This window comes from Azospirillum sp. TSO35-2, from assembly GCF_003116095.1.
Lineage (GTDB): Bacteria > Pseudomonadota > Alphaproteobacteria > Azospirillales > Azospirillaceae > Azospirillum.
The window spans coordinates 1,016,454-1,030,379 of record NZ_LGRA01000021.1 but is presented as its reverse complement, the minus strand read 5'-3'; the positions used below and the strand labels follow the sequence as shown (position 1 = coordinate 1,030,379).

Below are 13,926 nucleotides of genomic sequence, written 5' to 3'. Positions count from 1 at the left end.
AGACACCACTCTGGACCGGCGGACGGGACGCCGCACTCCGCCGCTTGCTTTCAAATTTGCCATGTTCGGCGACGTCACGATGCCCGCACCGCGCGCCTCCGCCGCTTCGCCTTGCGGACGATGCCGTCGATGCAATCCAGCACGCGGGCGGCCGCGGCCAGACGGGCATCGGCGTCCGGGGCTTCCAGCGTGGCGGTCAGGCGGTCGTCCTGAGCGCGCAGCAGGCCGGATGACCGTTTGGCAAGCGTCGCGGCCCGGGCGGCGGCGCGGTCGCCGCGCAGACTCAGCGCCACGCCGGCCGGACCGGCGCCGAGCGTCGCAATGCCCAGCGCCCGGCAGCGGCAGCGCAACGCGGCGGTGGCGAGCAACCGCTCCACCGGCTCCGGCAGGGGGCCGAAGCGGTCTTCCATCTCGTCGCGCAGGGCGTCCAGCTCGGCGCCGTCGCGCATGCGGGCGATGCGGCGGTGCAGGCCGATGCGCAGTTCCTCCTCCGGGATGTAGGCGTTGGGAATGCACTGCGGCACGGCGACCGTCACCTCCGGATCCCAGCGCTCATCGGGTTGGCGGCGCAGGCGACGCAGGGCGTCGGCCAGGATGCGCTGGTACAGCTCCGTCCCCACCGCGCGCAGATGGCCGCTCTGGTCCTCGCCCAGCAGATCGCCGGCGCCGCGCTGGTCGAGGTCGAGCATGCTCAGCACGAAACCGCCGCCCAGGCTCTCGATCACCTCCAGCGAGCCGAGCCGGCGGGCGGCGCGTTCCTCCAGCGGGTGGTTGGGGTCGGTCAGCAGATAGGCGTAGCCCTGGACCGCACCGCGCCCGACCCGGCCGCGCAGCTGGTGCAGTTGGCCCAGCCCGAACAGGTCGGGGCGGAGCAGCAGCAGCGTGTTGGCGCGCGGGATGTCGATGCCGGATTCGATGATCGGCGTGGCGACCAGGACGTCGCTGTGCCCGTCGACGAAGCCCATCACCGCATCGTCCAGCGCCGCCGCCGCCATCCGGCCATGCGCCACGGCGATGCGGGCGTCGGGCACCAGCTCGCGCACCCAGTCCTCCAGGTCCTTCAGATCGGCGATGCGTGGGGTGACGCAGAAGGCTTGGCCGCCGCGCCCCAGCTCGCGCGTCAGGGCGGCGCGGGCGGTGGCCGGGTCGCGCGGCGTCACCGCGGTGCGCACCGGACGGCGGCGGGCCGGCGGCGTGTCGATGATGCTGAGGCCGCGCAGCCCCGCCAGCGCGCCCTGCAGGGTGCGCGGGATTGGCGTGGCGCTGAGCGCCAAACTGTGGACGCCCCGGGTCCGGCGGCGCAACGCCTGCTTCTGCGCGGCGCCGAAACGCTGCTCCTCGTCGACCACCATCAGGCCAAGCCGCTGGAAACTCACGTCCTTGCCCAGCAGGGCGTGGGTGCCGATGACGACGTCGACCGACCCGTCGGCCATGCCGGACCGCACCCGCTCCGCCTCCGCCCTGGTCATCGCACCGGTCAACGGCTCGACCCGGACGCCGAAGCCGGCGAAGCGGCGGCGGAAGACGTCGAGGTGCTGGCGGGCGAGGACCGAGGTCGGCGCCATCACCGCCACCTGATGGCCGGTGAAGACCACCGCCGCCGCGGCACGCAACGCCACCTCGGTCTTGCCGTAGCCGACATCGGCGCAGACCAGATGATCCATCGGGTGGCCCTGGCGCATGGCGTCGAGCACGGCGTGGATGGCGCGGCTCTGCCCCTCCGTCGGGTCGAAGCCGAAGCGGGCGCCGAAGCGCCGCATGCGGTCGGCCGGCGCGTCGATGACCGCTGCCGCCTCCCGCGCGCGGGCACGGGCGGCGCGCAGGATCCCCTTGGCGGTTTCGGCGATCTCCGCCTCCAGCACCGCGCGGCGATCGAGCCAGTGGGCGTTCTTCAGGCTGTCCGGCCGGGCGCCGGTGTCGGCCGAACCGTGGCGCCACAGCCGGTCGAAATCGGCGGTCGGCACCAGCAGCCGGTCGTCGTGGGCGTATTCCAGCACCAGGAAATCGGCGGTGGAGTCGTCCCGTTCGATGGTCTCCAGCCCGATCAGGCGGCCGATGCCATAGTCGAGATGGACGACGAAATCGCCGGTCGCCAGCTCCGACGGCGCCAGTGGCGGCCGGGTGGCCGCCGCGCCGTGTTCCTCGGCATGGCGCGGCGCCACCAGGACGGTGACGCCATCACAGACGAACCCGTCGGCCGCCCGCAGCGGCAGCACGGCACAGGCACCGGCCGACGGCAGCGGATCAGGCCAGCGGTCCAGCAGCGGCACCGGGCGGCCCAGCGCCTCACCCGTCCGCCCGGCCAACCGTTCGGCCTCGGATCGGCCGGTGGCGGCGAGCAGGATCGGGGTGCCGGTCTCGGTCAGCGCGACGGCGCGGCGCAGCAGGGTGCGTTCGGTCCGCGCCACCTCCACCGGGGAAGCGGGGGCGATATCCACCGTCACCACGTTGCGGGCGGCGAGCGCCCGGTCCAGCGCCGCGACGTCGATCAGCCGGCGTTCCAGCGCCGGGATCGGCAGGGCGGAGGCGTCGGCGCGGCGCAGCCGGCGATCCTGGCTCGCCTCCGCCAGATCGTCGGCCCGCGCCTCGATGCGGTCGCGGGCGCCAGCGTCCAACACCACCGCCGCGTCGGACAGCAGGTCGAGCAGCAAAGGACAGCGCTCGAAGGCATTCGGCAGTTGCAGGTCGAAGCCGTAGGGACGCCGCCCCGCCTCCAGCGCCGTCCGCAGGTCGGGCGGCAGCGCGCAGCCGAGCGCCGTCAGGCGGGCGATCAGCCGGTCGAGCGTGGCGGGGCCGGTGACGATTTCGGTGACCGGACCCAGCGTGATCCCGTCGATGGTGGCGATGGAGCGCTGGGACACCGGGTCGTAGAGGCGCAGCTCGCCGACGACACCGTCGGCGATGTCACAGCGGACCGGGCGGTCGCCGTCGCCGGGAAACACCTCCACCACCGCACCGCGGATCGCCACCTCGCCGGGTTCGTCCACCCGGTCGTCCAGCACGTAGCCGGCGCGGGCGAAATAGGCTCGCCACGCCGCCTCGTCGTAGGCCATGCCGCGGGTCAGGCGGAAGCGGCCGTCGCGCCACGCCTCGGGCGGGGGCAGGCGTTGCAGCGCGAGGTCGGCGGAGGCGACGACCAGCAGGCCGCCGGGATCCGCGCCCGGCATCTCCCGTCGCTCGGCGAGAGTCATCAGGCCAGCGGCGCGACGGCCGAGCACAGCGCGCGACGGCGCCGCGCAGTCGCCGGCGGCGGTCTCGTCGATCGGCAGCAGCACGACGTCCAAGTCGGGGGCGAGGTCGGCCGCCAGTCGGGCCAGCCGGGTGGCGCGGCCGTCGCTGCGGGCCAGCACCAGCGCGCCATGGGCGGAGCCACGGGCAAGGGCGGTCAGCCGGACCGCCAGTTCGCCCTCGCTGCGGGCAACCAGGGTTGTGGCGGGGGGCGCCGGCGCGGGAAGCTCCGCGGGCGGGTCGGCGACGGGAACTCCGTCGAGCATGATGGGCAGGCTCCGGTCGTTTGCGCCGCGCGGCCGGAGGGGGCCGCACCGGAACAACACCGGCGGCCCCCGCCGGTTGCCTACCCTTCAGTCTAGCGGAACCTTCGCGCTCAGCGGAACAGGGCGAAACCGACCAGCACCGCGACGAAGGCGCCCACCGCGGCGCCCAGCACCGTCAGCAGCGGCGGCCAACCCGGCTTGGCGGTCTTGCCCGCCATCGCCTCGTCGAAGCCGCGCAGCGTCTGGTCCATCCGCATCAGGAACACCTCCAGCCCGCCGACGCGCTCGGTCAGGTCGCGCAGGCTTTCGGTCGCCGCCTCGCCCAGGGCGTTCCGCTGCTCCGCCTGCGCCGTCTCGACGCGGGCGGCGTCGGCGCGCAGCCCGGCAACCCCCTCGCCGATGTCGCGCAGCAGCCGACCAACCGTCTGTTGCGCGGCGGCGACTTGGCGCTGGTCGCGGCGCAGCGCGTCGATTCGCTCGCCGATCCGGTGCAGGTGCGGCGCCAGCAGGCGGTCGAGCCGCTGCTCCTCGGGGTTCGGCTGGGCGAAGGTCACCGTCTCGCCGGTGGTGGGGGCACGGACAAGGGCGACCACCCGCGACGGATCGGCGCCGTCGGGCAGCGTCAGTTCGGCCTCGAACGCGTGCGCCCCGTCGCCGATGCCACCGCCGGCGAGGTCCGGGCGCGGCCGGTCGGCCGACACCCGCGCCAGTTCCAGCGCCGGACCGCCGTCACGCTCCAGCCGCAGCGTCACCTCCAGCCGGTCGCCCGGATGGTTGCGGTCCCAGGCCCAGCCGAAGACTCGGCCACCCTGCACGGCGTCGATGTGGCCTTCGATCGCGGCGCCGGGAATCGCGGGCGGCTCGGGCTCCGGCATCGCCTCGCGAAGCTCGACGATCTTGGCGGTGGCGGACATGGCTCCGTCTCCGGTTGGTTGAGGGGTGGGTTACGCCGCCTTGCGGTCCACGGCCTTGCGGGCGGTGTGGCTCGGCATGCGGTGGGGGACGTAGTTCTCGTCCAGGAACTCCCGCATGTCGCGGTAGCGCTGGTAATAGGTGCGGTTGAACTTCTCGAACAGGCTCTGGTCCCAGTATTCCTCAAGGACGAAGGGCTTGTCGGAATAGACGTTGTAGCAGGGGATCGCGAAGGTTTCGGCGAACTCCGCCGTGCGGCTGTCATAGCTGAAATAGACCGACGGCGTGGCGTTCGACAGCGCCATCAGGTTGCCGTGCAGGCGGTAGCCGAGCACCAGATCCTTCGACCGCACCAGGTTCTCGTAGTCGGCGACGACGTCCGAGTACCACAGGCGCTCGCGGTACAACGCGTCCATCTCGTCGTCGAAATACCACTGCTTCAGCCAGGCGCTGTCGTGCAACTGGCTCCAGGCCTCGGTCTTCTGCTCGTCGGTGCCCCACAGCAGCTTCTTTTCCTCGACCTCGCCCTGCATCATCAGGACGGTGTCGAAGCGGCGCGAAATGTCCTTCACGAAGTCGCGGTGGCGCTCCAGATACTTCCGGACGTCGGGCGAATAATGCTTCGACACCTCGCGGCGCATGGTGATGCCGACCTTGCGCACGCGGTCGAGCGCCGGCAGGTCGATGCGCAGCTCCGGGTCGCGGTTGCGGAAGGCGGTCGGGCAGCCGACGATGCGGGTGTTCTTGATGCCCAGGTCCCACAGCACCTCGGCGGTGTAGGTGCCGCGCACGCCCAGCGTCGTCGATTTCTCGGCGATGGTCCGCCACAGGCGCTTGCTCACCTCCGACAGTTGCAGCTTGCCGGTGGCCGGGGCTTGCGCGCCGACGCCGAAGGCGATGACGGGGATGCGCAGCTTGGCCAGCACCTGCTCGGTCGCCGCCGGCCAGTCCATCGCGTCGTGGATGTAGTTGCTGCCGCGCAGGAAGACATAATCATACTCGGCGTTGATGCGGTCGACGACATCCTGCCGGAACTCGCGGATTTCGAGCACGTCCAGCTTGTCGTAGGTCAGCAGCTTCAGCGAGGAGTCGAAGACGAAGGCGTCGCCGATGTTGTGGTAGTGGTCGATGCTGCGCTGGATGTCCTGGTAGCTGTACCAGCGCACGCAGTCGTGATCATAGACTTCGCCCGACGGAATCATGACGAGGATGTTGGCCACGGCGGCTCTCCCTGAATGGATGGGCGATAAAGGATTGGCGGTTTGCCGGTTCACGACCGCTGCGCCACGGCGCGGTCGGGCAGCGCCGACGCACCGCCGTTGCGGGCGGCCAGCAGCGCGTCGTAGACCTCGGCGTGCTGGCGGGCGCATTCGGCACGGTCGATCGGACGGCGGATGCGCAGGCGCAGCCGGTCCCACAGCTCCGGGCTGGTCAGCGCTTCGGTCATCCGGTCGACGAGGTCCTCGACGCTGCCGCTGCGGAAATGCAGGCCGTCGACGCCGTGCGTCACCTTCTCCGCCATGCCGCCGATGTTGCTGGCGATGATCGGGCGGCCGTGCAGGAAGGCCTCCTGGATGACGACGGGCGAGTTCTCCCACCAGATCGACGGGATGATCATCCAGTCGACGTCCTTCATCAGCCCCGGCAGCTCGGCCGACCGGTAGCTGCCGTAGAAGCGCACCCGGTCGCCGGCCTTCTCGACCGCGTCGTTGAAACGCTTCTGGTAGGCTTCGGGCTGGCGTTCCAGGTTGCCGCCGAAGATCATCAGCGCACCGTCCTCGCCCCACACCTTCTCGGACAGGCGCGACACCGCCTCCACCAGCACATGGGCGCCCTTGAACTCGGTCAACTGGCCGAAGAAGGCGAAGCGGTTGCGCTTGCCGCCGCGGGCGACGGGGCGCGGCGGCGCCACGCCCTCGATGGTCAGGCCGTTCTCGATCATGCGGAACTTCTCGCGCGGCAACCCCCAATCGACGTAGCGGTCGATCAGGAAGTTGGACGGGCTGATGTAGAAGTCGGCCTGCTCCAGGAAGGTCTTCAGGAACAGCTCGCGCTTGAAGAACTCCGCCTCGCCGATCTGCGGGAAGCAGCCGGCGCAGTCGGCCGGGCTGGCGCGGTAGCACAGCGTGTTGCGGCTGGTCTTCACCATCTGGCCGTGGTGGTGGCAGATCGACAGGTATTCGTGGAAGGTCACGACGATCGGCACGCGTGGCAACGCCTGCCGCACCGCCTGGATCGTCTCGATCCCCAGTCCCAGGAAATGGTGGAAGTTCACCACGTCGGGCTGAAGGTCGCGGACGTAGCGGACGAAGTCCTTTTCGAGCCCCGGAAGGTTACGGTTGGACAGGCGGAAATGGTCGTAGTCGTTGGCGTAGTACAGGACCTCCCGCTCCTTCTGGCGCAGCGCCATCAGGGCGGAACCGCCATGCTGGGCGATCGGCGGAGCGACGCGGGCCAGATAGTGGCTGTTCCAGCCCGGCAGGTCGTGCATGCCGTTGTGGAGGTTGTAGGAGGCGACCTCCCCCCCGCCCAGCGAGAAGGAGGGATGGCCATGGCTGATGATCAGCACGCGCTTGCTCTGGCTCATGGGGCTGCCGCAGGTCCGTTCTGGCGGTTGAGAGGGGAATGGCATCGGTCAGGCGGCGATGGAGGCCGACCAGCGCTCGGTGAAGCTCCACTGGTCGACCAGGGCGCTCATCCGGCGCAGGCGCGGGTCGTGGGCGTCGCGGCCCTGCTCGTCGACCGCGACCAGCCGGACCTTCGGCAGCCACAGGCAGGAACCGCCGGCGGCGTTCACCCGCAGACAGAGGTCCAGCCCCTTGGGTTCGGCCCCGAGATAGCGACCGCACTCCGCCATCGCCCGGACCAGCAGGTCGCGCGGCAGCAGCGCGCAGTCGGCCGAGGCGGCGTCGACCGCCGACGCCTCGCGCTCCTTCAGCCAGTCGCGCGGGTAGCCGGCGAAGCGGCGTTCGTAGGTGACGGCACCGCCCGGCCCTTCGACCGCGACGATGCCGGCGAAGCGGATCGAGTGATCCTCGTACAGCAGGGTCGGGCTGGCCATCACCGGCGCCAGCGCGGCGGAGCCGACCGCGTTGGGCTTGCGGATCGCCCGCTCCAGCGCCGACAGCCAGCCGGGCTCGGTCGGCAGCACCGACGGCGACAACAGCAGCACCCGGTCGGCCCGCGCGTGCGGCAGGGCGGCGGCGACCGCCTCGAACGGGTCGGCGGCCCCCGGCGCGGCGACGAAGCCGACCGCCAGCCGGTAGAAGCCGGCCGCCTGCCGCACCATGCCGGCCAACCGCTCGTGCGTGCCGGCGCCGGCAGCGACCAGGATCTCGGCGTCGGCGAAATCCGGGTCGATCGCCATGCGGGCGAGGTTCAGGTCGACGTCCTCGCGCCCGTCGCAGACCGGCAGGATCACCGACACCCGTGGGCTCTTCAGCGCGCGGCCCATCGGGTGCAGGACGGCGGTGGACGGCGCGCGCGCCGCGGTGGCGGCGCGCAGCATCGGCCCCAGATGGGTGGCGACGATGCGGTCGATCGACGGGCTGTCCGGGTTGACGGCCCCCAGCATGCGGCGCAGCGCGTCGGGTGCCGGCGGCTGACAGGGCAGTGGCAGGAAGGCGACGCCGTCGGCCAGCGTCAGCTCCAGATGGAACTCGGCATCAGCGGCCAGACCGGCCGGCTCCGCCGCGAAAGCGGTGAAGCCGTGGGCGTCGCTGCCCGGCACCAGCCGGCCGGCGAAGGCTGCATCATGGGCGAAGGCCTCGCTGACGTCGCGGCGGGCCAGCCGCGACCAGTCGGCGTCCAGCCGCGCCGACAGCCCCGGCCCCGACGGCCCGGCTCCCTTCAGCGTCACGCCGCGAACGGCATGGCCGGGGTCGAGCAGCCAGCCGCAGACGAACAGGCCGACGCCCGGCACGCGGACCGCCATGTCCAGCCCGATGCGCACCGGGGCGTCGAGTTGCGACACCGTTTCCACCCCGTTGTAGCGGGCGGCGAGCGCGGCGGCGACGCTGCGGCGGGCGGCGTCGCCCTGCAACGGACCCAGCATGTCACGGGCGTGGGCCGAGGCGACGCCGTCGGCCAGGATCTGACGATGTTCGAAGATCGCCAGATGGCGCCAGCCGTCGGCGGCGCGGAAATGGATGCGGCGGATCCCCTCGGGCGAGGCCGCCGGGCCGGTGAGCACCGCCAGCAGGCCGGCGGCGTCGGCCGGCAGGTCAGGCCGGTGGAAGGGGGCCGCGGCGGCGCTGTGCCGGCGCAGGTCCGCCGCCTCGACCAGCACGGTCTGCTCGCCGGCGGGGAAGCCGTGCGACCAGCCCTGCACCATCAACGCGCCATCGCGGAAGCGGCCCAGCACCTCGGCGAAGCCATCGGGGCGCGAGACCTCCTGCGCCAGCCCGGTCAACAGGCGGATGCGGCGGTCGGCGGCGGGCTCCTCGGCGGTCGGATCAACCGCGTTCTGCTCCCCCGCCAGCAGCGCAACGGCAACGTCCAGCGCGGTGCCCAGCGATTGCGGCTGCACCTCGCGCAGGGTGGCGACCAGATGGGCCGGATTGGTGCGGACGTTGGACAGGCGCGGCAGCAGCAGGTGCGCGCCGCGTTCGTCGGGGATCTCGATGCGCGACGGCCGCATGTGGGCGAGTCCGGCCACCCGGATGACCCCGAGGAACCAGCGCTCGCCGGCGCCGTCGATCCAGCAGCCGCCACGGAAGCGCCCGTCGGCGGTGCCGTCCAGCAGCACCAGGCTGTCGGCCGGCACCGGCTGGTCGATGGCGCCGAACAGCATCAGCGTGTCCTCGTCCAGCAGGACGGCGGCGGTGATGTCGGCCTTGGTGCTGCGGTCCTTCATCGGGTGCGGTTCCCCATGGAAAATGCGGGTGCGGAAATTGCGGATGCGGACTGGACGGGGGTGGGACCGGCCAGCAGTTCGCCGTACAGGGCGAGGTGCAGGGCGGCGGCGTCCTCGGTCGGGCGGACGGCGGGGATGTTGGCGGACAGCCGCTCCCACAGGCCGGGCTCGGTCATCGCGCGGGTCATCACGCGGGCGAGGTCGGCGGCGTCGCCGGGGCGGACGTGCAGGCCGTCGACGCCGTCGCGCACCGCCTCCGCCATGCCGCCGATGCCGCTGCAGATCACCGGACGGCGATGCTGGAAGGCCTCCTGGATGACCAGCGGCGCGTTCTCCCACCAGACCGACGGCACCAGCACCCAGTCGGCGGCGGCCATCAGCGCCGGCATGTCCTGAAACCGGTAGGGGCCGTGGCCGGTGGCGAAGCCGCGTGCCGCCTCGAAGCCTTCGGACACCCGCTGGCGGAACTCGGCCGACTGGAACAGGCTGCCGCCATGGACGGACAGCGCCGGGTCCAGCCCCTGCCGGGCCATGCGGGCGACCGCGTCCAGCGCCACGGTGACGCCCTTGAACGGGTTGAGGTTGCCGAAATAAGCAAAGGCGTCGCGCCGGCCGCCGGAGGCGATCTCCCGCACCGGGGCTGCGGCGACGGCCGGGCGGCTGTTCGCCATCACCTCGATCCGGTCGGGGTTCAGGCCCCAGGCGACGTAGCGGTCGCGCAAGAAACGGCTGGGCGACAGGAAGCGGTCGACCAGACCGAACATCGCCTTGATGTGCTTCTCGCGCAGCAGGAACTGGTCGGCCGGCCGGTCGGGGAAACAGCGGTGGCAGGCGTCCGGCGTGGCGCGGTCGCAGAGCGCGCGGTTCCCCCCCTCCCGATCGGCCCCCTTCCGATTGTCCGTCGTCACCATCTGCCCATCGTTGGCGCAGATCGGGTAATAGTCGTGCAGCGTGTAGACGATCTTCGCATCGGGGCAGACGCGGCGGATCAGGAACAGCATCTCCACGCCCAGCAGCAGGGTGTGGTGGATGTGGACGATGTCCGGCCGGAAGGCGCGGAGCAGGTTCGACAGGTCGGGCACCAGCCCGTGCAGGTCGATCTGGCTCTGGTGGAAATGGTCGAAGTGACCGGCCCACAGCAGCACCTCGTCGGCGCTGCGGCCCAGCGTCTGGAACCCGGTCCCCGGCCGCGGCGTGCGGTGGGTGTCGTTGGTGCAGGCCAGGAACAGGCACTCCGCCCCCGCCGCCTTCAGGCCGCCGAACAGCTCGTGCGCGAAGATCTCGGTGCCGCCGGGATGCAGGCTGGGGTGGTTGTGGGCGATCAGCAGGACGCGGGGCGGCCGGGCTTTCTCAAATCGGGCACCTTGCGGCTTGGGCGGCGCCTTGACGACCGGCCGGCCGGCCGGAACCAGGGGCAGACGGCGGCGGCTCATCGGCCGGTCCTCTTTTCCAGCACCAGCAGATCCTGGAAATTCTCGGCCTCGCGCTGACCGCTCCAGTGGCCGTAGGCGATGGGCCGGGCCGGGTGCAGGCCGTTCGCCGCGAAGCGGCCGAGCAGGAACGCCTCGTCATAGGCGATGGCGGCGTTCGGGTGGGCCGGGTCGGCGAGCAGTTCGACCGCCGCGGCGCCCCCGGGCGCCTCCTGGAAGGCCGGGCGGGCGGTCCCCCTAGCGATGCCGGCACGCGCGGTGGTGTCGGCCAGGAACAGGCTGAGGAAGCAGCGCCCGCCCGGCTTCAACATGCGGGCGATCTCCGCCGCGTAACGCTCGGTGTCGGCGGTGCGCAGGTGGGTGATGACCGAGGTCAGGATGACGAAGTCATAGGCGCCGGCGGTGAAGGGCAGCGACGCCGCGCCGCCGGCGATCCGGCCGTCCGGGTTGTACAGCCCGTTGGCGACGTCGAGGTGATGGAAGCGGAACTCCGGATAGGCCGGGGTGATCGTCTGGGCGCACCAGCGGATGCCGTCCAGCACGATGTCGATGCCGTCGTAGGCGCCGTCGAGATACTGGGTCAGCGGCAGCGCCATGCGGCCGACGCCACAGCCGATCTCCAGCACGCGGTGGTCGGGACGCAGGCCGCCAAGCCGGACGAAATGGCGCAGGAACTCCGCCCCGATGGCGCGGAAATCGCCATCGCCGATGAAGTGCAGCTCCGACGGCGGCACCGGCAGGAAGCGGTTGCGGGCGATGTGGGCGCACAGCCATTCCAGGCGCGGGTCGGTCTGGCGGCGCAGGACCGCAAGCTGCGGGGTCGGCACGATCGCGTTCATCGGGTCACCTGTGTCGTCTTGCCGGCACGGAACACCGTCGCCTCGTCGGCGGCGTTCCAGTCGCGAGCCATCAGCGCGTCCATGCGGCCGGCCCAGCGGCGGCCGTGGAGCCAGCGGTTGTATTCGGAGGCGACGCCACGGGTGTAGCCCTGGTGGCGGCCGATCGACCGGCGCTCCAGGTGGTACAGCTCCACCGACGGGACGTAGCGGATGTCGAGCCCCTGGTCGCGGATGCGCAGGCAGAGGTCCGAATCCTCGAAGTCGCCGATGATGTAGTCTTCACAGAAGCCGCCGGCGGTGGCGAAGGCGGTGCTGGTGGTCAGCAGGCAGGCGCCGGTGACGCCCGGCACCGACCGCGGCCGGCAGGCCGGTCCGAAGTCGCGCGGCAGTCCCTTGAAGTAATGATGGTTGTACCAAGCGCCCTGCAGATCGCGGTCGAAATAGAGGCCAGCGTGCTGAAGGCTGTCGTCGTCGAACAGCAGCTTCGGCCCCACCGCGCCGATGCCGGGGCGGGCCTCCATCGCGGCGACCAACTCGGGCAGCCAGCCGGCCCGGTCCGGCACGACGTCGGAGTTCAGGAACAGCAGCCGGCCGGCCCGGGCGACGGCGACACCGACGTTGTTGGCCGCCGAATAGCCGAAGTTGGCGGACTGCACCAGCAGCAGCATCGGCAGACCGTACAGGGCGTGGAAACCGCGCAGCAGATGCACGACCTCGTCGCGCTGCTCCGGGCTGTCGAGCACGAAGATCAGCTCGGCGTCGGCCATCGTCGGATCGGTGGCGAAGCTGGCGAGCTGGAAGCGCAGGAACTCCAGCGCCCGATAGAGCGGGATGATGACCGACACGGCGGGCCGCGTCGGCCGCTCGCCATAGACGACCAGTTCCGGTTCGGCGCGGGTCGCCAGATGGGCAGCGTGCAGCGGGGCCACCGCCGGGGCGATCACCGTTTCCAGCAGTTGCGGCGTGGCGAAGCGTGGCGGCAGGCTGCCCAGCACCGCGGCGCGGGCGTCGGCGTCAGCGCGCGGGCGTGGCGGCGGCACCAGACGCAGGGCGCCGCCCGATGCCAGCCGCAGCTCCGCACTGACCTGCAGCGCCGCCGCCGGTCCGGGCGATCCCGGCAGATGCAGGACAAAGCCGCTGCGGTCGATCCCGGTCGCGCCGTACAGCTTGGCGACATCCTCGCGCGGGAAGCGGTCGGCGAAGGCATCGACCCGGCGTTCGCCGCCGAAGGGTGTCCGCACCACCAGGCCGGCCGCCAGATTGTGCGGGTCATGCAGCCAGCCGGCCAGGAACAGGCCACCATCGGCCGTGGGGATGGCGAGGTCGAGCGAGGCGCCGATCGGGCGCTTGGCGTCGGCCGCCTGCCGGCGCGGCAGCGGTGCCAGCGCCTGGAGCTCGCTGACGGCGGAAGCGGCCGAGGCGTCGGTCCGGCCCCGCTTGGCCAGACAGGACAGCAGGTAGTGGCGGAGATCCGCCGAGGTGTCCGGCCGGCCGTTCAGCCGGTCGGTCAGCGTCGGCAGGACGGCCGGCGTCTCGGGGAAACGGCGGCAGGCCAGTCCGTTGGCCCCCATCACCACCAGCAGATTGCCCGGTGCGCACAGCGCCCGGTCGATCAGCAGGTCGAAGGCGACGCGGCCACGCCCGGCCGGGTCACTACCGACGCAGGCGTCGAAAGGCGCCGGGACGACCGCGCCAGGCGAGACGACCACCAGACCGGTGATGGCGCCGAAGCGCGGCGACAACGCCCCGGCGCACAGCAGCAGATCGCCGCCGGCCGAAGCACGGACCGCCAGCGGCGCCGGTTCGGCGGCACGGTCCAGCACCAGCCGACGGCACAGCGCGGCGAAGGCGCCGTCGCCGCGCAGTGCCGGGGTGGAGCAGGCGAAGTCGAAGAGGAAGCGCAGCACGCGCAGCCGCGCCGCGCCATCCAAGCTGCCGAGCAGCCCGGCCGGGTCGAGGTCGGCGGCGCCGGACTCCGTCCGCAACTCCGCGATGACGCGGTTGTTGGCAACGAAATGGATGGGCGTGCGCGGATCGGACGGCGCCGGAAGGATCGCCAGCACGCGCCGGCCGCCCCAGCCGGTGCCGATCGACAGGGTAGTGAAGGGCGGACGCATCGCTTCGCCATCGACACTGGGCGTGATCGTCCCGACCGGCTCCGCCCGCCCGGCATCAAAGCCATCCATCGTCCAGGACACCAGCAGGAAGCGGCGGCCCAGCACCAGACGTTGGGCGGGAGCGATCGACAGCGAATTCGGCAGGACGGCGATGACGGTCATGGGCTGAGGATTCCGGCAGCGTCGGGGGAAATTCGGGCAAAGGGGGACCGGCGGCGGTTCTCGCACCACCGGCCCCTCCTCCGCGGAGTGGTTTTTCCCGTCAGGTCACGGAGCGGG

At 71.9% G+C, this 13,926-nt stretch carries 8 protein-coding genes; all 8 read right to left on the bottom strand.

Going from position 1 to position 13,926, the window contains the following annotated elements; genetic code table 11:
- Window positions 1-74: 74 nt before the first annotated feature.
- Window positions 75-3,494 carry a DEAD/DEAH box helicase gene (locus tag TSO352_RS20745; protein ID WP_109109147.1) on the bottom strand — a complete coding sequence of 1,140 codons (3,420 nt, stop codon included), beginning with the start codon at window positions 3,492-3,494 and terminating at the stop codon, window positions 75-77.
- A 110-nt stretch (window positions 3,495-3,604) separates the two neighbouring features.
- Window positions 3,605-4,408 carry a hypothetical protein gene (locus tag TSO352_RS20740; RefSeq protein ID WP_109109146.1) on the bottom strand — a complete coding sequence of 268 codons (804 nt, stop codon included), beginning with the start codon at window positions 4,406-4,408 and terminating at the stop codon, window positions 3,605-3,607.
- 30 nt (window positions 4,409-4,438) lie between these two features.
- The gene (locus TSO352_RS20735; RefSeq protein WP_109109145.1) at window positions 4,439-5,626 is read right to left on the bottom strand and encodes a polysaccharide pyruvyl transferase family protein; all 1,188 of its coding nucleotides are present in this window, start codon (window positions 5,624-5,626) and stop codon (window positions 4,439-4,441) included.
- A gap of 50 nt (window positions 5,627-5,676) precedes the next feature.
- Complete coding sequence (locus TSO352_RS20730; RefSeq protein WP_109109144.1) at window positions 5,677-6,993, bottom strand: glycosyltransferase family 4 protein; 1,317 nt, start codon at window positions 6,991-6,993, stop codon at window positions 5,677-5,679.
- Between the two features lie 48 nt (window positions 6,994-7,041).
- The gene (locus TSO352_RS20725; protein ID WP_109109143.1) at window positions 7,042-9,261 is read right to left on the bottom strand and encodes a hypothetical protein; all 2,220 of its coding nucleotides are present in this window, start codon (window positions 9,259-9,261) and stop codon (window positions 7,042-7,044) included.
- Window positions 9,258-10,694, bottom strand: coding sequence for a glycosyltransferase family 4 protein (locus TSO352_RS20720; RefSeq protein WP_109109142.1), 1,437 nt, complete (start codon window positions 10,692-10,694; stop codon window positions 9,258-9,260). Before TSO352_RS20720 ends, TSO352_RS20725 begins: the two co-directional genes overlap by 4 nt.
- Entirely contained in the window at window positions 10,691-11,530 is an 840-nt protein-coding gene (locus TSO352_RS20715) for a class I SAM-dependent methyltransferase (RefSeq protein WP_109109141.1), read from the bottom strand. The genes TSO352_RS20720 and TSO352_RS20715 overlap by 4 nt, the downstream gene beginning before the upstream one ends.
- On the bottom strand, window positions 11,527-13,809 hold the full coding sequence (locus TSO352_RS20710; RefSeq protein WP_109109140.1) for a glycosyltransferase: 2,283 nt from the start codon (window positions 13,807-13,809) through the stop codon (window positions 11,527-11,529). Before TSO352_RS20710 ends, TSO352_RS20715 begins: the two co-directional genes overlap by 4 nt.
- Window positions 13,810-13,926: the final 117 nt, after the last annotated feature.

Excerpts from the sequence above, each read along its gene's own strand:
- TSO352_RS20715 (WP_109109141.1), bottom strand. The coding sequence starts at position 11,530 with ATGAACGCGATCGTGCCGACCCCGCAGCTTGCGGTCCTGCGCCGCCAG.
- TSO352_RS20720 (WP_109109142.1), bottom strand. The coding sequence starts at position 10,694 with ATGAGCCGCCGCCGTCTGCCCCTGGTTCCGGCCGGCCGGCCGGTCGTC.
- TSO352_RS20710 (WP_109109140.1), bottom strand. The coding sequence starts at position 13,809 with ATGACCGTCATCGCCGTCCTGCCGAATTCGCTGTCGATCGCTCCCGCC.
- TSO352_RS20730 (WP_109109144.1), bottom strand. The coding sequence starts at position 6,993 with ATGAGCCAGAGCAAGCGCGTGCTGATCATCAGCCATGGCCATCCCTCC.
- TSO352_RS20745 (WP_109109147.1), bottom strand. The coding sequence starts at position 3,494 with ATGCTCGACGGAGTTCCCGTCGCCGACCCGCCCGCGGAGCTTCCCGCG.
- TSO352_RS20725 (WP_109109143.1), bottom strand. The coding sequence starts at position 9,261 with ATGAAGGACCGCAGCACCAAGGCCGACATCACCGCCGCCGTCCTGCTG.
- TSO352_RS20740 (WP_109109146.1), bottom strand. The coding sequence starts at position 4,408 with ATGTCCGCCACCGCCAAGATCGTCGAGCTTCGCGAGGCGATGCCGGAG.